The organism is Streptomyces sp. NPDC059994 (assembly GCF_042737755.1).
In the GTDB taxonomy this organism is placed as follows: domain Bacteria; phylum Actinomycetota; class Actinomycetes; order Streptomycetales; family Streptomycetaceae; genus Streptomyces.
Genome location: NZ_JBHWUR010000005.1, coordinates 32,913 through 53,229 on the forward strand (window position 1 = coordinate 32,913; position 20,317 = coordinate 53,229).

A 20,317-nucleotide genomic window follows, 5' to 3' on the forward strand; every position below is an offset into this window, starting at 1 on the left:
CGTTCGCACGCACGAGGTGGGGGCACAGCAGCGCCATGGCTCAGGGCACGGTCCAGGTAACCCACACCGGCACTTCGAGGTGGCGGCGCCGCACCGGCGAATACGCCTCGCTCGCCGCTGCCCTGGAGGCCGCCGCGGACGGCGACATCCTCACGGTCGCACCCGGCACCTACCGCGAGAACCTGGTCCTGCGGCGGGCCGTGACCCTGCGCGGCCCGGAGGGGTCGGCGGGATCGGTGCGGATCGCCCCGGCCGACGGCGTGCCGCTGACCGTGCGCGCCTCCGCCACCGTCCAGGACCTCCAGCTCGAAGGGCAGGACGCGGCGGCGCCCGCCCTGCTGATCGAGGACGGCGCGCCCGAGCTGTGCGATCTGCGGGTGGTGACCCGCTCGGCGGTCGGCATCGAGGTACGCGGCGCGGCCCGCCCCACGGTCCGGCGCTGCACCGTGGACAACCCGGGCGGCGTCGGCATCGGTGTACTGGACGGCGCGGGCGGCCTGTTCGAGGACTGCGAGGTGGTCGCGGCCGGCCAGTCCGGCGTCTCGGTGCGCGCGGGCGCCCACCCCCGTCTGGAGCGCTGCCGGGTGCATCACGCCTCGGGCGCGGGCCTTTCGGTGACCGGCGAGGGCACCGGCCTGGAGGCGCTGGGCTGCGAGGTGTACGAGATCAAGGGCGCCGGGGTGCAGATCGCCGCGCGCGCCGTGGCCCACCTCACCGACTGCACGGTGCACCGCACCTCGGCGGACGGGGTCACGCTCGACACGGACGCGGTGCTCACGCTCGCCGACTGCGACATCCACGACATCCCCGAGAACGCGGTGGACCTGCGCTCCCGCTCGGTCCTGACGCTCACCCGCTCGGCGGTGCGCAGCTTCGGCCGCAACGGCCTCTCGGTGTGGGACCCGGGCACCCGGGTGGACGCCAACCAGTGCGAGATCCATGACAGTACGGGCGACTATCCGGCGGTGTGGGTCAGCGACGGCGCGACGGCGGTCCTGGAGGCGTGCCGCGTCCACGACGTGCCGGACGCGCTGTTCGTCCTGGACCGGGGCTCGCGCGCCGACGTCGTCGACAGCGACATCTCGCAGGTGCGCAACACCGCCGTGTCGGTGAGCGACGGGGCCACCGCGCAGCTCGACGACTGCCGCATCAGAGAGGTGTCCACGGGCGCCTGGTTCCGCGACCACGGCAGCGGCGGCACCCTCGCCAACTGCACCATCGACGCGGCGCAGACCGGCGTGATCGTCACCAAGGGCGCCGACCCCCGCATCGAGCGCTGTACGGTCACCGCACCCGCCGAGGCCGGGTTCTACGTGTCGGCGCAGGGCCGGGGCACCTTCCACGGCTGCCGGGTGACCGGCAGCGGGGGCTACGGCTTCCATGTCGTGGACGGCTGCCGTACGACGCTGATCCGCTGCCGTACGGAGCGCTGCGCGCGCGGCGGGTACGAGTTCGGCGAGGACGGGCCGGTCTCCGAGGAGTGCACCAGCGACGAGAGCGGCGTGCGCCCCGGGGCGCAGGAGCCGCCCGTCGTCCAGACCGCGACCCAGACGATGGGCCTGCTCTCCACGGTCCCGGGGCAGCGCCCCACCGGGACCGCGGCGGTGCCCGTAGAGGAACCCGCCCGCTCCTCGCAGGACGTCCTGGGTGAACTCGACACGCTGGTGGGCCTGGAGAGCGTCAAACGCGAGGTGCGGGCGCTCACCGACATGATCGAGGTGGGCCGCAAGCGGCAGCGGGCCGGGCTCAAGGCCGCCTCGGCCCGCCGCCATCTGGTCTTCACCGGCTCCCCCGGCACCGGCAAGACCACGGTCGCCCGGCTCTACGGGGAGATCCTGGCGTCGCTCGGGGTGCTGGAGCGCGGGCACCTCGTCGAGGTGTCCCGGGTCGATCTGGTGGGCGAGCACATCGGGTCGACCGCGATCCGTACCCAGGAGGCGTTCGACCGGGCGCGCGGCGGCGTGCTGTTCATCGACGAGGCGTACGCGCTGTCGCCCGAGGACTCCGGACGGGACTTCGGCCGGGAGGCGATCGACACCCTGGTGAAGCTGATGGAGGACCACCGCGAGGCGGTGGTGGTGATCGTCGCCGGGTACACGGCGGAGATGGAACGCTTCCTCAGGGTCAACCCCGGGGTGGCGTCCCGTTTCTCACGGACCATCACCTTCAGCGACTATGACCCGGACGAGCTGCTGCGGATCGTGGAGCAGCAGGCCGAGGAGCACGAGTACCGGCTGGGGAGCGGGACGGCCGAGGCGCTCCTGAAGTACTTCACGGCGCTGCCCAAGGGCCCGGCGTTCGGCAACGGCCGCACCGCGCGCCAGACGTTCGAGTCGATGGTGGAGCGGCACGCGGGCCGGGTCGCCCAGTTCACCGACGCGAGCCCGGACGACCTGAGCCTCCTCTACGCGGACGATCTCCCCGAACTTCCCTGACGGCAGGGGCTGTTGCCGGTACGTCAACGCTGCTGCGGGAGCGCCGGTGCCAATTCTTCAAGGAGTGCGGTGCGCTCCTCGGCGAAGGCCGGGTCGGCCTGGTAGTCCGAGTGGGCCAGGATCGGCGCGGGCAGCGGCTGCCGCTTCGTACGCCCGAAGGCGAGCGGGTCGAGGAGCGGGCCCCGGTCCACGTTCGTGCCGGGCAGCACCGGGCCGCCTATCGGGTCGGTGGCCCGCCACAGGTTGCGCCAGCAGTGCAGCTCCCGGTGGAGGGCGGTCAGTTCCGGGCGCCCGAAGTACGCGGGGAACCAGCGCCCGTAAAGCCGCTCCAGGGGCGAGCCGTAGGTGAGCAGCGCGACGCTGCGGCGGGTGCGGGCGGGCAGCTGCCACACGGCGGCGGCCGCCAGGACGCTGCCCTGGGAGTGGCCGGAGATGACGAGGCGGCCGCCGGTGCGCCCGGTCCAGGTGTTCATCCGCCAGGCCAGGTCCGGCACGGCCCGCTCGGCGTAGCAGGGCGGGGCGAACGGATGGGCCGCGCGCGGCCAGAAGGTGCCCACGTCCCACAGGATGCCGATGGTGCGCCGGGCCGAGGCGTCCTTGTAGGCGCGCCGGCCCCAGGTGACGAAGAGCAGGAAGCCGAGGCCGGTGAGCCAGGAGCCGAGCGCCTGGGCGGTGTCGGCGGCCGAGGCGACCGCGCCCGGCGCGTCGGCCGCCGCCCGCCCGGGCACCTGCCCGGTGGACCACGAGCCCGCGAGCGCGCCCGCGCCGAGCAGCAGCGTGGCGGCGCCGACGATGCCGAGGAAGGCGGGCGCGCGGTCGGTGAGTCCGGCCATCGCACGGGCGGTGGCGATCCGCCGGGAGCGGGCGGCGTCCGGGAGCTCGCCCGGGTAGTCCGCGAGCAGCCCCGGCTCCTCGGCACGTGCGGTGCGCCAGGTGCGCAACGCGAAGTAGGCGACGGCCGGGACGAGGAGCGCGAGCAGGGCCGGGATCACCGAGGCCTGCCAGGTGAGCAGCGGCGGCGGGCCCTTGAAGACGTCGCGGGTCTCGCCGGGCGTACCGGAGCCGTCCAGCCAGTCGGCCACGCGCTGGGCGACCCCGCCGGTCATCACTCCGCCGAGCGCGCACGCCAGGAGCGCGACGGCGGGGCCGCCGAGGCCGGACAGCGCGGTACGGGAGTCGTGCGCGCGGCGCCGCAGCAGGAGCGCGACCCCGGCGAGCAGGACGACCAGGACGCCTTGGGCCAGGACGATGACCCCGAAGGTGCGGTCGCCGGGGAGCGTGGAGTGCGGGGCCCAGCCGGGCCGCTCCCACGACGCGTACACCATCGACAGAACGAGCACGCCGAGGGCGGCGGCGGGCAGGAACGTGATGAGGGCCCGGTCCAGGTGCTCGTCGAGGCGCGACTCGCTGCGGCCCCGGCCGCACACCACGCCCACCACGACGGCCGCCCCCACGAGCAGAGTCGCCGTCAGGAGCCAGCCGAGGACGTCGAGCGGGGTGCTCGCGCCGGCCCGGTCGTGGCGGGCGGCGGCCGCGGTGACGGCCGCGGCGACGGTGAGGAACCCGGCGGCGGTGTGGGCGGCGCGCAGCCGGGCGACCAGGCGCCGCCCGTACCAGAAGCCGGGGCGGCTCAGAGCGGGCGCGTGCGGCTCGTCGTCGTCCCCGGCGGTGCCGAGCGGCTGCTGGGACTCGTACGCGCTCCAGGTGCGGTTGGACAGGTACCAGAGCAGCCCGGTCAGGGCGGCGGGCACCAGCGCGGCCAGCGCCAGACGGCGGCCGGGCGGGCTCCACCAGCCGTGCCGCTCGGGCGACAGGAAGCCGAGCCAGGACTTCCCGGCGGCGCAGCCCGCCGCGCCCGCGCACTGCCAGGCGGCCAGATCGAGCGCGACCTCGCAGGCGGCTGCGATGAGCAGCACGGTCAGGCTGAGCGCGACGAGCCGGACAAGGACCCCGTAGAGCCGCACCGCGCGTGCGGACTCCCGGGCGGGCGGGCGCATCCAGTGCGCGAGGTTGACCACCATGAACGGCAGGAGCAGCAGCCACAGGGCGCGGGCGCCGTTGCCGGAGGTGAGGTTGGCCCAGCAGTACGCCTCGGGCACGGGCCGGTCGCGGTAGCGCTCGGGGTGGTCCTCGGCGTCGGCGTCCTCGGTACGGCGGTGGACGGCGGCGGTCTCGTCCCCGGTGACCCGGACCGTACGCGGGTCGTCGAGCATGGACTGCGGGGTGGCACCACCGACGCCGTGGACGAGCAGTTCGAGCGCGGGGCCGCCGTCGTCGGCGGCCGGTGTGGCACGGGACACTTCTGTGACTCGCTCTCACGATGGGAGGATCGGCGGCGGGACACGGCGGGGGTTGTCGTGCGGATCGCGGATCGTGCGGGTCGGGCGTCGTGCGGGTCGGGCGTCGTGCGGGGGCCGGAGGACCTCGGCGCGGGGGCCTCGGCGTGCGGGTTCTTCAGGATCTCGGATCTGCTGCCGGAGTGCGGTGTCCTCACGGAATCTCCCCGTGACAGGATTCGGATGTACGGCGACGACATGTACGGCGACGCGGAAGGACCGACCCGGCAGTGACCGACAACCAGAATCTGCTCGCGGAGCAGCGTCGCGCCCTGATCCTCGACGAGGTCAGACGGCGTGGCGGTGTCCGGGTCAATGAGCTCACCCGGAAGCTCAACGTCTCGGACATGACGGTGCGCCGGGACCTGGACGCGCTGGCCCGGCAGGGCGTGATCGAGAAGGTGCACGGCGGCGCGGTGCCGGTGGTCGAGGCCTCCACGCACGAGCCGGGCTTCGAGGCCAAGTCGGGCCTGGAGCTGAGCGCCAAGGAGGACATCGCGCGCGCGGCGGCCGCGATGGCCGTGCCGGGCAGCGCCATCGCGCTCTCGGGCGGTACGACGACGTACGCCCTGGCGCACCGGCTCCTCGACGTGCCGGATCTGACGGTGGTGACCAACTCGGTGCGGGTCGCGGACGTCTTCCACGCGGCGCAGCGGGCCGCGGGCAACGGCGGGAACCGGCCGGGCGCGGCGACCGTGGTGCTCACCGGCGGGGTGCGCACCCCGTCGGACTCCCTGGTGGGGCCGGTCGCGGACCAGGCGATCCGCTCGCTCCACTTCGACGTGCTCTTCCTCGGGGTGCACGGCATCTCGGTGGAGGCGGGTCTCTCCACGCCGAACCTGGCGGAGGCGGAGACCAACCGGGGGTTCGTGCAGTCCGCTCGGCGGGTCGTGGTGGTCGCGGACCACACCAAGTGGGGGACGGTGGGGCTGAGTTCGTTCGCCTCGCTGGACGAGGTGCACACACTGGTGACGGACTCGGGGCTGTCCGACGCCGCGCGCGAGGAGATGGCCGAGCATCTGCCGGGGCTGCTGGTCGCGGGCGAGGGCGACTCGGCCGAGGTGGACGTGGCCCCCGCCGAGGACATCTAACGGACCGTCAGTTAAGGTGTGCGGGCTCGCTGTTGACCGCTCGTGCCCGTCCACATCGATCGCTGGAGGTGCGGCCCGATGGCTCGCCGACTCCGTCCCGTGGAGCTCGACTTCGTCGAGACCGCTCCGCTGCGCCTGGTCTTCGCCGCCGACGCGGCCGCCCCGGCGGACGCCCTCTACCGCGCGCTGGCCGTCGAGACCGGCACCTGGCCCGAGTGGTTCGCGGCCGTGACCCACTCGCGGGCGACCGACGGCGGCCGGGAGGTCCGGCTGAGGGGCGGCACCCGGTTCGAGGAGACGGTGCTGGCCGCCGAGCCCTCAGTGCGCTACGCCTACCGGGTCGACGTCACCAACGCCCCCGGCCCGCACGCCCTCCTGGAGGAGTGGCGGCTCACACCGACCGCCGGGGGCACCCGGGTGCAGTGGACCTTCGCGGCCGCCGGCGGCGCGCCCTTCCGGTTCGCGCTGCGGATGGGCCGGCCGGGTCTGGGCCGGGCGTTCCGCGACGCGGTGGCGGCGCTCGACCGCCGACTGGCCGCGCCCGGCGGCGGGCCGACGCCGGCGGCGTCCTAGTCCGGACCACCTGACCCGAAAGCCCTCGCCGCGCCCGTGCCTTCCGGCCCCACTGGCCGCTTCCAGCCGTGGGCCTCCCGGCCGACCGTGCTAGTCCGGCCACACTCCGTTGGCCAGGAACGTGTCGATCGCCGCCGTGTACGGCGCGATGTCCAGGCCCTGTTCGGCCAGCCAGTCGTCGGAGTAGTACTTGTCGAGGTAGCGGTCGCCCGGGTCGCAGAGCAGGGTGACGACGCTGCCGGTGCGCCCGGCGGCCACCATCTCGGAGATGATCTTCAGGGCGGACCACAGACCGGTGCCGGTGGAGCCGCCCGCCTTGCGGCCTATGGCCGCTTCGAGGGCGCGCACGGCCGCGACGCTGGCCGCGTCCGGGACCTTCATCATCCGGTCGATGGCGCCGGGCAGGAAGCTCGGCTCCATCCGGGGCCGCCCGATGCCCTCGATGCGCGAGCCGGAGTCACTGGTCGCATACGCGTCGCCGCGGGTCCAGCCGTCGAAGAAACAGGAGTTCTCCGGGTCCGGGACGCAGATGCGCGTGTCGTACTGCATGTAGTGCACATAGCGCGCGATGGTCGCCGAGGTGCCGCCGGTCCCGGCGGTGGCGACGATCCAGGCGGGCTCCGGGTAACGCTCCAGCTTCAGCTGCTGGTAAATCGATTCTGCGATGTTGTTGTTGCCGCGCCAGTCGGTGGCCCGCTCCGCGTACGTGAACTGGTCCATGTAGTGGCCGCCGGTCTCGGCGGCGAGCGCGGCGGACTCCTCGTACATCTTCATCGAGTCGTCCACGAAGTGGCACTGGCCGCCGTGGAATTCGATCAGGCGGCACTTCTCGGCGCTGGTGGTGCGCGGCATGACGGCGATGAACGGCACGCCGATGAGCTTGGCGAAGTACGCCTCGGAGACGGCGGTCGAGCCGCTGGACGCCTCTATGACCGGCTTGCCGGGACGGATCCAGCCGTTGCACAGCCCGTACAGGAAGAGCGAGCGGGCGAGCCGGTGCTTGAGGCTGCCGGTGGGGTGGGTGGACTCGTCCTTGAGGTACAGGTCGATGCCCCACCGCTCGGGCAGCGGGAAGCGCAGCAGATGCGTGTCGGCGGAGCGGTTGGCGTCGGCCTGGACCTTGCGCACGGCGTCCTTGAGCCACGCCCGGTAGGCCGCGTCGCTGCGGTCCACGTCGATGGTCTCCATGCCACTCCTCCATGTCTCGGGTGCCCCGGGACCAGGGCGCCCGGGCTGGAAATGTCGTGCAGCGTGTCGCCGAAGTCGGCTGGAAACGCGCGGCTCCCCTACTTGACAATACCGCCCTCACCTGCACAAACATTCCCTTTGGGGATCCATAGGGGTGGCTTGTGGGACGCCGGTGAAGCCGCGTACGGCGGCGGGTGACGGCCGATCCTCCGCGCGCCCTGGTGCGTACGGCCATCGTTGGGCAGACTGCCCAGCAGGAACGGTACGAAGGGGGCACAGCGGCCATGACCGAGCCCGAGTTCAGCGCCAGGGGTGTGCGGATCGAACGCTGGACGCGTTCGCTGACCAGGGCGGGACAAGTCCTGATCAAGGACGGCCGGCTCGCCCTGCTCACCAGCAACGGGCGGGAGATCGACAGCGCGCCGCTGCGTGCGGTGAGCGCGGGCAAGCCGCTGCTGCCGTGGGCCGCCAAGGCCGACCGGACCGTGGCCAGGCTCAACGGCCACCGCTACCGGCTGACCATGGGCCAGCAGAGCGGCAGGCCGCGCGGCGCGGAGCTCGCCCGGCGCTTCCTGCAGGCGGTGCGTCCGGCGGGTGAACCGCGCGGCTGAGGGGGCTGATGGGGCGCGAGTTGCGGAGCGCCGACCCCTGCGCCACCCTGGTCTCACATCACTGAGGGTTTACCGGCGGTCACGCTGTGATCCAGCCCGCCGGACCAGAAAGCTTCTTCCGGACCTCAATCGGGGAGGCGCAGCCGTGATCAGCCAGTCGAGCAGGCATTGCACGGTGGAGCTCCAAGCCCTGCCGTCGCGGATCGGGCAAGTCCGCAGAATCGTTTCAGCGCAGTTGCGTTACTGGCATCTCGATCCTCTGATAGACGAGGCGGCGCTGGGCGTCACCGAGTTGCTGACCAATGTTCACCGGCACGCCCAGCCGGACAAGCTCTGCACCGTGGAGATCGAGCTGTTGCGCGACCGCCTCACGGTGTCCGTCCACGACCACGATCCGCGCATGCCCACGGTGCGCAGCGCCGACCCCTTCGCCACCCATGGCCGCGGACTCGCGATGATCGCGGCGGTCAGCGAGAGCTGGGGGGTGCGTCCGCAGGGCGCCTTGGGCAAGACCGTGTGGTTCACGCTCCCCGCGCCGCCGGCGGTCGGGCTGCCGTCCCGCCCGGCGTACGGTACGAAGGCGACCGCTCCCAAGGCGACCGGCCCCTGCCTGCGCAAACGGCCCGCCCTGGTACTCACCGAGGGCCGGGCAGGCCATCCGCGCACCCCCGCCCGGCTGCCCGCGGCGGGCTGACCGGGCGGGGGTCCCGGGCAGGGCGGCCGGGCGGGGCGGCCGGGCGGGGGTCCCGGGCAGGGCCGCTCACTCCGCCGCGATCGCCCGCGGTATGTCGAGGCGGGCCGCTCGGCGGGCCTGGCACCAGCCGGCCAGGGCGCCCCACGATCGCGGGGAAGCGGCCGGCCGGGAAGTCGACGCCCACCCCGTCCAGGGCCCTCGCTCCGGTGTCGCCCGCGCCGTACGTCCTGACGGCGTCGACGACCCGGGCGGCGGCGGTGGCGGTGGTGGGCCGCAGTGCGGTGGTCATTCCGCACCGCCCTTGCGGCGGCCGAACTCCTCATCCAGGACGGAGAGCCGGCGCCAGTACTCGTCCTCGTCGATCTCACCTGCGGCGAAGCGGCGGCCGAGCACGGCGAGCGGCGAGCGCTCGTCGAGCGGGGGCCGGCCGTCGTAGGACCGCGGATCGGCGAGGGGCGGGCGCCAGGGGCCGCGCCGTCCGCCCCACACCGTGCGGCGCAGCAGGGTCACGACCGTGAGGATCACGGCTGCCCAGATCACCGGGAAGAACAGGATCCAGGGTCCGGGTCCGTCGTAGGCCAGTGTGTTCATGGTGCTCAGCTCCTCGGTCGGGGGTGGGTCCCGTGGCGCTTTCGAGACTCCCGCCGAGGGGTGGTCCGGGTCGTCGTACAGCCAGCGGCACTTGCCGTACCTCCCGAGGAGTAGATCGAGCGCGGACGACTGCTCTCGCTTCTGTACCTACTGGTATGTACAGTAGGAGGTATGAGCACCCCCGAGCGTCTGATCGAGGCCACCCGGGAGCTGCTGTGGGAGCGGGGCTACGTCGGCACCAGCCCCAAGGCGATCCAGCAGCAGGCGGGCGCGGGCCAGGGCAGCATGTACCACCACTTCGCGGGCAAGCCGGACCTGGCGCTCGCCGCCATCCGGCGCACCGCCGACGAGCTGCGCGCGAGCGCCGAGGCCTCCTTCGGGAGCGAGGGCACGGCGTACGAACGGATCCGCGGCTATCTGCTGCGCGAGCGCGACGTCCTGCGCGGCTGCCCGGTGGGCCGGCTGACCATGGACCCGGACGTCATCGCGAGCGAGGAGCTGCGCGCGCCCGTCACCGAGACGATCGACTGGCTGCGCGAGCGGCTCGCGCGCATCGTCCAAGAGGGCCTGGACGCGGGCGAGTTCAGCGCTCACCTGGTGCCCGAGGAGATCACGGCCACAGTGGTCGCGACCGTCCAGGGCGGCTACGTCCTGGCCCGCGCGTCCGGTTCGCCCGCCGCCTTCGACGCGGGGGTACGCGGCCTGCTCGCCCTGCTCGCGCCCCGCACCCTCTGACCGCAACCACCAGCCCAGGAGCGCCCACCATGCACGTCACCCGTCAGCGCCCCGCCAGTGTGCGGGGCCCGGCCGAGCACTTCACGGGCACGGTCTGGCTCGACGAGATCGCCGCGCCCCCGTCCCCGTCCCGGCTGCGGATGTTCAGCGTCCACTTCACCCCCGGCGCCCACACCGCCTGGCACCGCCACCCGCACGGCCAGGTCCTGCACGTGACCGAGGGCGAGGGCCTGGTGCAGCGCCGGGGCGGTCCCGTCGAGCCGATCCGGGCGGGTGACACCGTCTGGATCGAGCCGGACGAATGGCACTGGCACGGCGCCGGGCCGCACACGTTCATGACCCATCTCGCGGTCGTCGAGGCGGCACAGGACGGCACCGCGGTCGACTGGGACCGCCATGTCGCCGCCGACGCCTACCCGTCGTCCCCTGCCTGAGGAGTACGCCGTGCACGCCCTGCAGTACGAGATCACCCTGCCCGCCGACTACGACATGGACCTCATCCGCACCCGCGTGGCCACCCGGGGCCATCTCCTCGACGGCTTCCCCGGCCTCGGCCTCAAGGCGTATCTGATCCGCGAACGCGGCGCGGGCTCGCCGGTGAACGCGTATGCGCCGGTCTACCTCTGGAACACGCCCGAGGGCATGAACTCCTTCCTCTGGGGCCCGGGTTTCCAGGGCATCGTGGACGACTTCGGCCGCCCGGAGGTCCAGCACTGGATGGGGCTCTCGTACGAGGAGGGGGCGGCCGCCGGGGCCGTGCCGGTCTCCGCGACACGCGAGCGCCTCGCGGTGCCGGACGGTGTGAGGCCCGGAGACTTCGTGGCCGAGCAGATGGAGCGGGCGGCCGCCCCGGGGACGGTGGCGAGCGCGCTGGCCGTCGACCCCCGCCGCTGGGAGCTGCTGCGCTTCACGCTCTGGGAGCAGGAGGCCCCGCAGGCGCCCGGCGACCGCTTCCAGGTGCTGCACGTGTCGGCGCCGGAGCGCGGCGAGCTGACCCGGGGACGGCACTGGTGAGCGGGCCGGCCGTCGTCCGCACCGTGACCGGCGATGTGCCCGCCGACCGGCTCGGCGTGGTGGACGCGCACGACCATCTCTTCATCCGCAGCCCGCTGTTGCCGGGCCAGGAGCTCGACGACGCCGGGGAAGCGTCCGCCCGGCTCGGCGCCTTCCATGCCCTCGGCGGCGGCACGGTGGTGCAGTGGACCCCGTACGGAATGGGCCGCCGGGCCGACGAACTGGCCGCGCTCTCAAGGGAGTCGGGCGTCCGCATCGTGGCCGCCACCGGGCTGCACCAGGCCGCCCACTACCCGCCCGGACTGCTCGACTCCGTACGCGACTCGCTCGCCGAGCTGTTCGTGCGCGAGATCACCGAGGGCGTGGCGGGCGGCGGTGGAGCGCGGGCCGGGCTGATCAAGGTCGCCGGGGGCTTCCACGGGCTCGACGCGCACGCCCGGCTGACGATGCGCGCGGCCGCCGAGGCCCATCACCGCACGGGCGCGGCCATCGCGGTGCACCTGGAGCTCGGGACCGGAGCCCTCGACGTGCTCGACCTGCTCTGCGGGGAGCTGGGGGTAGCGCCGGACCGGGTGATCCTCGGCCACCTCAACCGCTCGCCCGACTTCGCCGGCCACCGGCAGGCCGCCGCCGAGGGCGCGTATCTGGGCTTCGACGGGCCGTCCCGGGCCAACCACGCCACCGACTGGCGGATGCCGAAGGCGCTGAAGGCGCTCGCCGACGCCGGGTTCGCGGACCGGCTGCTGCTCGGCGGGGACACGGTGACCCCGGACACGCCGGGCATGCCGTACCTGCTGCGCCGGGTGCGGCCCGGGCTCGAACTCGCCCTGGGCGAAGAGCTGGTGGAGCGAGTGCTGGGGGCGAATCCGCCGGGGGCGTTCGCGTTGCGCCACTGAGCGCTTCCCCGGGATCGCTGTCGGACAGCCGCGGGCCGTCCGGGGCCGGTAGCGCGGTTCCCCGCGCCCCTCACGGGGCCGCGGTACCGCACCGGACGTCCACAGCCCGCTCGGCGCCCACCGTTACGGGACCGGCCCGCGATCACGGGCCCGAACGCCCGTCAGCCCAGCGCCGCCAGCGGGTCGTCGAGCACCGGCTGCCACGCCAGCTCGGCCGCGCCGACCAGGCTGTTGTGGTCGAGCGAACACGCGAGGATGGGCACGCCGCCGCTGCGCCCCCACAGGCTGCGGTCGGCGACGACCGCCCGCAGCCGGTCGGGGTCCGCCTCCAGCAGGGCCTTGTGCAGTCCGCCGAGGATGATCCGGTCGGGGTTGAGGATGTTGACGAGTCCGGCAAGGCCCAGGCCCAGGCGGTCGATGAGCTCCTGCGCGGCCCCGCGTACGGACGGGTCCTCGTACTCCGTGCGCAGCAGCTCGCGGGACTGCTCCAGGAGCGAGACCTCGGGGCCCGGGTCGCGGCCCGCCGCCACCAGGAAGGCGAGCGGGTCGGTCTCCACGTCGAGGCAGCCCCGGCCGCCGCAGTAGCAGGAGCGGCCCTCGGGGCTGACGGTGAGGTGGCCGACCTCCAGGGCCAGGCCCGAACTCCCGGTGTGCAGACGGCCGTCGAGGACGAGGGCGCCGCCGACGCCGCGGTGCCCGGTGGCCACGCAGAGCAGGTGCTGCGCGCCGCGCCCGGCGCCGTGGCGGTGCTCGGCGAGGGCGGCGAGGTTGACGTCGTTGCCGGTGAAGGCCGGACCCTCGATGCCCGCGGCCCGTACCTGCTCGGCGAAGATCTCGCGCACCGGGGCGCCCGCGGGCCAGGCCAGGTGCAGCGGGTTCAGCGCGGTGCCGTCCGGCTCGGCGACGGCCGACGGCACGGCCAGGCCCGCGCCGACGCAGCGCAGCCCGCTGCCGCGCAGCAGTTCGGCGCCCGCCTCGACGACCTCGCCCAGCACCTGCGCCGGGTCGGCGGAGACGGTGACGCAGCCGGGTGCGGTGGCGACCGTACGGCCGCCAAGGCCCACCAGTGCGGCGCGGAATCCGTCGGCGTGCACCTGGGCGGCGAGGGCGACGGGGCCCGAGTCGTTGACCGCGAGGCGGTGCGAGGGGCGGCCCTGGGAACCGGCGGCGGCGCCGGGGCGGGAGTCGACCTGGATGAGGCCGAGCGCTTCGAGTTCGGCGGCGACCGCTCCGGCCGTGGCCCTGGTGACGCCCAGCTCGGCGGTGAGGACGGCGCGGGTGGGCGCGCGGCCGGTGTGGACCAGTTCGAGCGCGGGGCCGAGTGCCCCACGGCCTCTGTCCAGCCTCGTCCTGGTGTGCGTCGCCTTGCCGTTCATGGGGGCGAGTCTCCCATGATCCAGGACGGAGGCATTCCCTCCGGCGGCGGCCCCCGTTCACTCGCCGCTCACCCGCCGGTCGTCGAGCGGACCGGCGGCCGGGAGATCGACGGGTTGTCCGCAGGGGCGTCGCCCCCTATTCTGAGTTTGTGCCGCTACTAAACAAAGTACGGACGGCCCTTCCGGCAGGATCCGGCGCGCACACCGCCGCGCCCTCCCTGCTCCGCCTCCGCACCGCCCTGACCGTGTTCTTCGCCCTCGACGGATTCCTCTTCGCCGGCTGGGTGGTCCGCATCCCGGCCATCAAGCAGCAGACCGGCGCCTCGGCCGGTGACCTCGGCCTCGCCCTGCTCGGCGTCTCGGCGGGCGCCGTGGTGACGATGGTGATCACCGGCCGGCTCTGCCGGCGCTTCGGCAGCCACCCCGTGACCGTGGCATGCGCCGCGCTGATGGCGCTGGCCATCGCCCTGCCTCCGCAGACCCACTCGGCGCTCGCCCTGGGAGCGGTCCTGCTGCTCTTCGGCGCCGCGTACGGCGGGATCAACGTGGCCATGAACAGCGCGGCCGTCGATCTGGTCGCATCCCTGCGGCGCCCGGTGATGCCCAGTTTCCACGCCGCGTTCAGCCTCGGCGGGATGCTCGGCGCGGGCGTCGGCGCGCTGGTCGCGGGCAGCCTCTCCCCCACCGCGCACCTGCTCGCGCTGACCGGATTCGGCCTGCTGGTGACCGCCCTCGCGGGGCCGTCCCTGCTCCGCCACCCCGCCCCGGCGCACACCGCGACCCCGCACGCCCAGGGGCGGCGCCTCGACGGCCGGGCCCGGCGTCTGGTGCTCCTGTTCGGCGTGATCGCCCTGTGCACGGCGTACGGGGAAGGGGCCATGGCCGACTGGGGCGCGCTCCACCTGGAGCAGGATCTCGACGCGGCGCCCGGCATCGCGGCCATCGGCTACTCCCTGTTCGCCCTGGCCATGACAGCCGGCCGGCTCAGCGGCACCTTCCTGCTCGAACGCCTGGGCCAGACCCGCGCGCTGGTCGCGGGCGGCACGACGGCCACCGCCGGGATGCTGCTGGGCGCGCTCGCGCCGACGGTGTGGCTCGCGCTCGCCGGTTTCGCGGTGATGGGCCTGGGCCTCGCCAACATCTTCCCGGTCGCGGTGGCCCGCGCGGGCGCGCTGGCCGGACCCGGCGGCGTCGCCGCCGCGTCGACCCTCGGCTACGGCGGCATGCTCCTCGGCCCGCCCGCGATCGGCTTCGTGACCCAGTGGTCCTCCCTGCCGGTCGCCCTCACGACGGTGGCCGCACTGTCGGCGGCGGCGGCCGTGATCGCGTACGCCTCGCGGCACGCGACGGCGGGGGCGTAATGGCGGGGGCGTGACGGAGCCCGGGGGCCGCACACGGAACAGAGCGGGCCGGACGGAGCCCGGCGCGGCCGCGCTCGGACCGGAGCGGGTGGACGAAAGGGCCCGGCGGCACGGACCGTGCGGCGGCCCGGCCACACCGACGCCAACGCGATGCGCCGACGGGCCCGCGCGCCTGCGGACTCCCTGCTGATCGGCCCCGCCAGGCCAGGGACGCGGGCGCCCGCTCGCGAACCGCTCCCGCGCGGGCGTGACCGGGCGCACATGGACAGCATCACCACCCCGCCCGCGCCGCTGGCAGAATCCCGACATGGACACCGCTGAACTCATCAACGCCCTCGACCGCGAGGGCCGGTTGCTGGCCGGGGCCGCCGACGCGGCGGGCCCCGACGCCCCCGTGCCGACCTGCCCCGGCTGGCAGGTGCGGGATCTGCTGCGGCACACCGGGACGGTGCACCGCTGGGCGACCGCGTACATCACGGAGGGCCACACCGCCTTCCACCCCAGCGGTGAGGAGCCCGACCTGGACGGCGACGGGCTCCTCGACTGGTTCCGCGAGGGCCACCGCGCGCTCGTCGGCACACTGACCGGCGCACCGAAGGACCTGGAGTGCTGGCACTTCCTGCCCGCGCCCTCCCCGCTGGCGTTCTGGGCCCGCCGCCAGGCGCACGAGACGGCCGTCCACCGGGTGGACGCCGAGTCGGCCCGGGGTGGCCGCGTCACCGCGCCGGAGCCGGAGTTCGCCGTCGACGGCATCGACGAACTGCTGCGCGGCTTCCACGCCCGGGAGCAGAGCCGGGTGCGGACGCGGACGCCGCGCACCCTTCGCGTGCGGACGACGGACACGGACGCGGTGTGGACCGCGCATCTGTCGGACGGGGTGCCGCGCACGGTCCAGGACGACGACGGCCCCGCCGACTGCGAGCTGAGCGGCACCGCGCACGAGCTGTATCTGACGCTGTGGAACCGACGGCCGCTCTCGTCCGTTGCCCTTGCGGGCGACGCGTCGCTCGCCGAGCTGTGGCAGGCGAACTCGGCCATCACCTGGAAGTAGCCCCGGCACCGCACGGCCCGCGCGGGGTCATGGCACGCGCGGCCGTGACCCCGCCGCCGTACCGCGGGCGCTACGAGGGCCGGTCCGCCAGCATCCGGGAGAGCACCGCGCGTTGCAGCGGTCGCACCTCCGCGTGGCGCGCCCGGCCCTTGTCCGTGATCATGACCCGGACGCCCCGCCGGTCCTCGCTGCACATCCCGCGGGTGACCAGGTCCTCCTTCTCCAGCCTGCCGATCAGGCGGGAGAGGGCGCTCTGGCTCAGATGGACGCGTGAGGCGAGCTCCTGGACGCGGTACGCCGTACCGCCGTCCTCCGCACGCCCCTCCACGAGCACGTCGAGCACCTCGAAGTCGCTCGCTCCGATGCCGTACTGATGCAGCTCGCGATCGAGCTCGCACGTCGTGCGCGCATGCACCGCGAGGATGCCACGCCACTCGTCCACGAGCATGCGCTCCGACTTCTTGGCTGCCATGGCCGCACGTTAGCAGAGAAGCCGCTCTTTGTTGCACTGTAATTAAATGCACTTGCACTCGATGCATGTGCATGTAGTCTGCTCCGCATGACGACTCCGCTCAACGTCCCGTCCAGCCAAGAGCGTTGGAGCCCCCGGCTGTGGGGCACCCTGCTGGTGCTGTGCGCCGCGATGTTCCTCGACGCCCTCGACGTCTCCATGGTCGGCGTCGCCCTGCCCTCGATCGCCACCGATCTGGACCTCACCACCTCGACGCTCCAGTGGATCGTCAGCGGCTACATCCTGGGCTACGGCGGCCTGCTGCTCCTCGGCGGCCGCGCGGCCGACCTGATGGGCCGCCGCCAGGTGTTCCTCATCGCGCTCGGCGTCTTCGCGCTGGCCTCGCTGCTCGGCGGGCTCGTCGACTCCGGGCCGCTGCTGATCGCCAGCCGCTTCATCAAGGGCCTCAGCGCCGCGTTCACCGCGCCCGCCGGCCTCTCGATCATCACCACGACCTTCAAGGAGGGCCCGCAGCGCAACCGCGCGCTCTCCATCTACACCACCTGCGCCGCCACCGGCTTCTCCATGGGCCTGGTCCTGTCCGGTCTGCTCACCCAGCTGAGCTGGCGCTGGACCATGCTGCTCCCGGCGCCGGTCGCCCTGATCGCCCTGGTCGCGGGCCTCAAGCTCATCCCGCACAGCGACCGCCCCGAGGGCAAGCGCCACTACGACGTGCCCGGCGCCATCACCGGCACCGGCTCGATGCTGCTGCTCGTCTACACCGTCGTCCAGGCGCCCGAAGCCGGCTGGGCCTCCGCCCGTACGCTGCTGTCCTTCCTCGCCGTCGCCGTCCTGCTCACCCTGTTCGTACGGATCGAGCAGCGCACCGCGAGCCCGCTCGTCCGGCTCAGCGTGCTCCGCTCCGGCACCCAGGTCCGCACCCAGCTGGGCGCCGCCGCCTTCTTCGGCTCGTACGTCGGCTTCCAGTTCATGGTCACCCAGTACATGCAGTCGGTGCTCCAGTGGACCGCGCTCCAGACCGCGCTGGCGTTCCTGCCCGCCGGTGTGCTCGTCGCCCTCTCCTCGACGATGATCGGGTCGGTCGTCGACCGCTTCGGCACCCCGCGCATCCTCGCCATCGGCTTCGCGGCCCTGGTCCTCGCGTACGCCCTGTTCCTGCGCATCAGCCTCACCCCGCAGTACGCCGCGGTCATCCTGCCGTCGATGCTGCTTCTCGGCGCGGCCTGCGCGCTCGTCTTCCCCTCGCTCAACATCCAGGCCACCACCGGCGTGGACGACAGCGAACAGGGCATGGTCTCGGGTCTGCTCAACACCTCGATCCAGGTGGGCGGCGCGATCTTCCTGGCCGTGGTGACGGCCGTGATCACCGCGGGCGACCGGGGCGACTCGCCGCAGGACCTGCTCGACAGTTTCCGGCCGGGTCTGATGGTGGTGACCGGTATCGCGCTCGCCGGTCTCCTCATCACCCTGACCGGGCTGCGCACCAAGACCGACCGGCGGACGCTGGTCGTCGCGGGACCGGCCGAGGACGCGGCCGCCACCCAGGAGCCCGCGAAGGTCGCCGTCGGCGACTGACGCCTCCTCGGGGGAGGGTGCGGCCGACGGGTGCTTCTTGCCCGTCGGCCGTATCTGTGCGGAGACTGCTCCCATGGGCAACCGGAGCCAGGGCGAACGCGACGCCCTCACCGTCGAGATCATGTACGCCGTGGTGACCGGCTCGCTGGCCGCCCTGCTCGCCTTCGGCGCGGTCGCCGGGCCCGCCTTCCTCTTCGAACTGCGCCATCCCGCACGGGGATTGCTGCTCCTGGCCGGGTCGGCCGCCGCCGTGCTCGCCTTCGTCAGCAGGACCGTGCACGTCCTGTGGCGCTTCTCGTACGCGGGCGACGACGGCCGCCGTCAGCCGAGCCAGCCGGGCCGCACCAGGCCCGACTCATAGGCCAGCACCACCAGTTGGGCCCGGTCGCGGGCACCGAGCTTGACCATGGTGCGGCTGACGTGGGTCTTGGCGGTGAGCGGGCTGACGACCAGGCGGCGCGCGATCTCCTCGTTGGAGAGCCCGATCCCGACCAGGGCCATCACCTCCCGCTCCCGCTCGGTCAGTTCGCCCAGGCTCTCGGCCGTGGCCGGTTCCTTGGAGCGGGCGGCGAACTCGGCGATCAGCCGCCGGGTCACCCCGGGCGAGAGCAGCGCGTCCCCGTCCACCACAGCCCGTACCGCCCGCAGCAGTTCCTCCGGCTCGGTGTCCTTGACCAGGAACCCGGAGGCGCCGGCGCGGATCGCCTCGAAGACGTACTCGTCGAGCTCGAAGGTGGTGAGCATCACCACCTTCACGCCCTCCAGTTCCCGGTCTCCGGTGATCCGCCGGGTGGCGGCGAGCCCGTCGAGGGTGGGCATGCGGATGTCCATCAGGACGACGTCCGGCCGCAGTTCGCGCACCAGACGCACCGCCTCCTCGCCGTCGGCGGCCTCGCCAGCGACCTCGATGTCCGGCTGGGCATCGAGCAGCGCCCGGAAACCTGCCCGTACGAGCAACTGGTCGTCGGCGAGCAGTACGCGGATCACGGGGTCTCCCTCGGTGCGGCGGGTGCGGTGCGGGTGAGCGGGAGCCGGGCGACCACCCGGAAGCCGCCGTCCGGGCGCGGGCCCGCCTCGATGGTGCCACCGAGCGCGGCGGCCCGCTCCCGCATGCCGATCAGGCCGTTCCCACTGCCGCCCGCGTTCCCGGGACCGGCCGGTCCGTCGTCGTCCACGCGCACTTCGAGCACGTCGGGCGCGTAGTCGAGCACCACGCGCGCGGCACGGGAGCCGGAGTGGCGCACCACATTGGTGAGCGCCTCCTGGACGATACGGAAGGCGGCGAGATCGGCCCCGGGCGGGAGCGCCCTGGGCGAGCCGGTCGTGGCGGTCTCCACGGTGAGCCCGGCCGCCGCGGCCTGTTCGACGAGCTCGGGCAGCCGGTCGAGGCCGGGCGCGGGCGAGCGGGGTGCGTCGCCCGGGGTGCGCAGGGTGTCGAGCACCTGGCGCACCTCGCCCAGCGCCTCCTTGCTGGCGGACTTGATGGTGGTCAGCGCGGTACGGGCCTGCTCAGGGTCGGAGTCGAGCAGTGCGAGGCCCACGCCCGCCTGGACGTTGATGACCGAGATGCTGTGCGCCAGCACGTCGTGCAGCTCGCGCGCGATCCGCAGCCGCTCCTCGTCGGCGCGCCGCCGGTCGGCGGCGGCCCGCTCGGCCCCCGCCCTGGCCCACTGCTCCCGGCGTACGCGGGTGAGCTCGGCGATCGCCACGATGGCCAGCACCCAGGCGGCGACGACCAGTTCCTGCCCCCAGGGCGCGGCCCGGTCGCCGCCCGGGGGCAGCCAGCGGTAGAGCCAGTGGGCGACCAGGACATGGCCGAGCCAGAGCATCCCGACCGCCGCCCAGGCGGCCCGGCGGTGTCCGGCGACGATCGCCGCGAAGCAGCCGACGGCCACCGCGAGGAAGATCGGCCCGTACGGATATCCGGCGCCGAGGTAGACCATGGCGGCGCCCGCCGAGCCGAACACGGCGAGCACGGGGTGGCGGCGGCGCAGCAGCAGCACCGCGCAGCTCGCGAGGAGCAGCAGCCGGGCGAAGACGTCGAGGGAGGCACGCCCGGTCTGGTTGTGCGCGGCGAAGGTGGAGCCGCCCAGCACCACCGCGGTCAGCACCAGGGTGGACGGCCACGGCAGCCGCGAGCGCCCCCGGGCGTCCACACCGCCGCCCGCGCCCGGGACCCACATCCGTGCCCAGGGCGGGCGCGGCGCCGGACCCCGCCGCGCCCAGGGGGGATCGTCGCAGCGGGCGGGGCGCACTGAGTGCCGCTCTTCCATACCGGCCACGCTAGCCCCGGGCGGGGCGCCCGGGCGTCAGCCCGG

20 protein-coding genes and 1 pseudogene are annotated in these 20,317 nt (G+C 73.9%); 13 read left to right on the plus strand and 8 right to left on the minus strand.

All coding sequences use genetic code 11. The features are described from left to right. Positions 1-35: 35 nt before the first annotated feature. Positions 36-2,435, plus strand: a complete 2,400-nt coding sequence (locus ACFWA7_RS04340) for a right-handed parallel beta-helix repeat-containing protein (protein ID WP_385535431.1) — start codon at positions 36-38, stop codon at positions 2,433-2,435. A gap of 23 nt (positions 2,436-2,458) precedes the next feature. Here the strand turns inward: ACFWA7_RS04340 and ACFWA7_RS04345 are convergent, their stop codons facing one another. Continuing rightward, positions 2,459-4,735, minus strand: coding sequence for a hypothetical protein (locus ACFWA7_RS04345; protein WP_385820815.1), 2,277 nt, complete (start codon positions 4,733-4,735; stop codon positions 2,459-2,461). A 266-nt stretch (positions 4,736-5,001) separates the two neighbouring features. Here ACFWA7_RS04345 and ACFWA7_RS04350 point away from each other — a divergent pair, with 266 nt between their 5' ends. Continuing rightward, entirely contained in the window at positions 5,002-5,862 is an 861-nt protein-coding gene (locus tag ACFWA7_RS04350; RefSeq protein ID WP_385535427.1) for a DeoR/GlpR family DNA-binding transcription regulator, read from the plus strand. A 78-nt stretch (positions 5,863-5,940) separates the two neighbouring features. Further along, positions 5,941-6,435, plus strand: coding sequence for an SRPBCC family protein (locus ACFWA7_RS04355; protein ID WP_385535425.1), 495 nt, complete (start codon positions 5,941-5,943; stop codon positions 6,433-6,435). 90 nt (positions 6,436-6,525) lie between these two features. On the opposite strand, the gene ACFWA7_RS04360 is transcribed toward ACFWA7_RS04355, so the two are convergent. Further along, complete coding sequence (locus tag ACFWA7_RS04360; protein ID WP_385535423.1) at positions 6,526-7,623, minus strand: PLP-dependent cysteine synthase family protein; 1,098 nt, start codon at positions 7,621-7,623, stop codon at positions 6,526-6,528. Between the two features lie 284 nt (positions 7,624-7,907). On the opposite strand from ACFWA7_RS04360, the gene ACFWA7_RS04365 reads away from it, so the two are divergent. Together ACFWA7_RS04365 and ACFWA7_RS04370 are read left to right on the plus strand one after the other, a co-directional pair. After that, entirely contained in the window at positions 7,908-8,234 is a 327-nt protein-coding gene (locus ACFWA7_RS04365; RefSeq protein WP_385535421.1) for a hypothetical protein, read from the plus strand. 145 nt (positions 8,235-8,379) lie between these two features. Beyond that, entirely contained in the window at positions 8,380-8,928 is a 549-nt protein-coding gene (locus tag ACFWA7_RS04370; protein ID WP_385820817.1) for an ATP-binding protein, read from the plus strand. A gap of 130 nt (positions 8,929-9,058) precedes the next feature. Here ACFWA7_RS04370 and ACFWA7_RS04375 read toward each other — a convergent pair. Together ACFWA7_RS04375 and ACFWA7_RS04380 are read right to left on the minus strand one after the other, a co-directional pair. Continuing rightward, positions 9,059-9,217, minus strand: a pseudogene (locus tag ACFWA7_RS04375) (ABC transporter ATP-binding protein); the annotation flags it as partial. Then, positions 9,214-9,519, minus strand: coding sequence for an SHOCT domain-containing protein (locus ACFWA7_RS04380; RefSeq protein WP_385820819.1), 306 nt, complete (start codon positions 9,517-9,519; stop codon positions 9,214-9,216). The pseudogene ACFWA7_RS04375 and the gene ACFWA7_RS04380, both read right to left, overlap by 4 nt. Before the next feature lie 171 nt (positions 9,520-9,690). Here ACFWA7_RS04380 and ACFWA7_RS04385 point away from each other — a divergent pair, with 171 nt between their 5' ends. The 4 genes from ACFWA7_RS04385 to ACFWA7_RS04400 are packed head-to-tail and all read left to right on the plus strand — an operon-like array spanning position 9,691 to position 12,164. Beyond that, entirely contained in the window at positions 9,691-10,254 is a 564-nt protein-coding gene (locus ACFWA7_RS04385; protein WP_385820821.1) for a TetR/AcrR family transcriptional regulator, read from the plus strand. Positions 10,255-10,283: 29 nt separating this feature from the next. Beyond that, a complete protein-coding gene (locus ACFWA7_RS04390; RefSeq protein ID WP_385535413.1) occupies positions 10,284-10,688 on the plus strand; it encodes a cupin domain-containing protein in 405 nt (134 codons plus the stop codon). Between the two features lie 10 nt (positions 10,689-10,698). Further along, positions 10,699-11,268 carry a DUF4865 family protein gene (locus tag ACFWA7_RS04395; RefSeq protein WP_385820823.1) on the plus strand — a complete coding sequence of 190 codons (570 nt, stop codon included), beginning with the start codon at positions 10,699-10,701 and terminating at the stop codon, positions 11,266-11,268. Continuing rightward, the gene (locus tag ACFWA7_RS04400) at positions 11,262-12,164 is read left to right on the plus strand and encodes a phosphotriesterase (protein WP_385821060.1); all 903 of its coding nucleotides are present in this window, start codon (positions 11,262-11,264) and stop codon (positions 12,162-12,164) included. Before ACFWA7_RS04395 ends, ACFWA7_RS04400 begins: the two co-directional genes overlap by 7 nt. Positions 12,165-12,325: 161 nt before the next feature. On the opposite strand, the gene ACFWA7_RS04405 is transcribed toward ACFWA7_RS04400, so the two are convergent. Then, positions 12,326-13,540 (minus strand): ROK family protein, encoded by a 1,215-nt coding sequence (locus tag ACFWA7_RS04405; RefSeq protein ID WP_385820825.1) that lies wholly within the window; start codon positions 13,538-13,540, stop codon positions 12,326-12,328. 149 nt (positions 13,541-13,689) lie between these two features. On the opposite strand from ACFWA7_RS04405, the gene ACFWA7_RS04410 reads away from it, so the two are divergent. Continuing rightward, positions 13,690-14,901, plus strand: coding sequence for an MFS transporter (locus tag ACFWA7_RS04410; RefSeq protein ID WP_385535407.1), 1,212 nt, complete (start codon positions 13,690-13,692; stop codon positions 14,899-14,901). Positions 14,902-15,208: 307 nt separating this feature from the next. After that, on the plus strand, positions 15,209-15,952 hold the full coding sequence (locus ACFWA7_RS04415) for a maleylpyruvate isomerase family mycothiol-dependent enzyme (RefSeq protein WP_385820827.1): 744 nt from the start codon (positions 15,209-15,211) through the stop codon (positions 15,950-15,952). A gap of 70 nt (positions 15,953-16,022) precedes the next feature. Here ACFWA7_RS04415 and ACFWA7_RS04420 read toward each other — a convergent pair whose 3' ends face one another. Then, positions 16,023-16,424, minus strand: coding sequence for a MarR family winged helix-turn-helix transcriptional regulator (locus ACFWA7_RS04420; RefSeq protein WP_371650612.1), 402 nt, complete (start codon positions 16,422-16,424; stop codon positions 16,023-16,025). 87 nt (positions 16,425-16,511) lie between these two features. Here ACFWA7_RS04420 and ACFWA7_RS04425 point away from each other — a divergent pair, with 87 nt between their 5' ends. Next, the gene (locus tag ACFWA7_RS04425) at positions 16,512-17,999 is read left to right on the plus strand and encodes an MFS transporter (RefSeq protein ID WP_385820829.1); all 1,488 of its coding nucleotides are present in this window, start codon (positions 16,512-16,514) and stop codon (positions 17,997-17,999) included. Positions 18,000-18,072: 73 nt separating this feature from the next. Then, positions 18,073-18,360, plus strand: coding sequence for a DUF6332 family protein (locus ACFWA7_RS04430; RefSeq protein ID WP_385535400.1), 288 nt, complete (start codon positions 18,073-18,075; stop codon positions 18,358-18,360). Here the strand turns inward: ACFWA7_RS04430 and ACFWA7_RS04435 are convergent. Both ACFWA7_RS04435 and ACFWA7_RS04440 read right to left on the minus strand, forming a co-directional pair. Then, on the minus strand, positions 18,321-18,986 hold the full coding sequence (locus tag ACFWA7_RS04435; protein WP_385535398.1) for a response regulator: 666 nt from the start codon (positions 18,984-18,986) through the stop codon (positions 18,321-18,323). The two genes, ACFWA7_RS04430 and ACFWA7_RS04435, sit on opposite strands and share 40 nt — an antisense overlap. Beyond that, the gene (locus ACFWA7_RS04440) at positions 18,983-20,272 is read right to left on the minus strand and encodes a histidine kinase (protein WP_385820831.1); all 1,290 of its coding nucleotides are present in this window, start codon (positions 20,270-20,272) and stop codon (positions 18,983-18,985) included. Before ACFWA7_RS04440 ends, ACFWA7_RS04435 begins: the two co-directional genes overlap by 4 nt. Positions 20,273-20,317 lie beyond the last annotated feature (45 nt).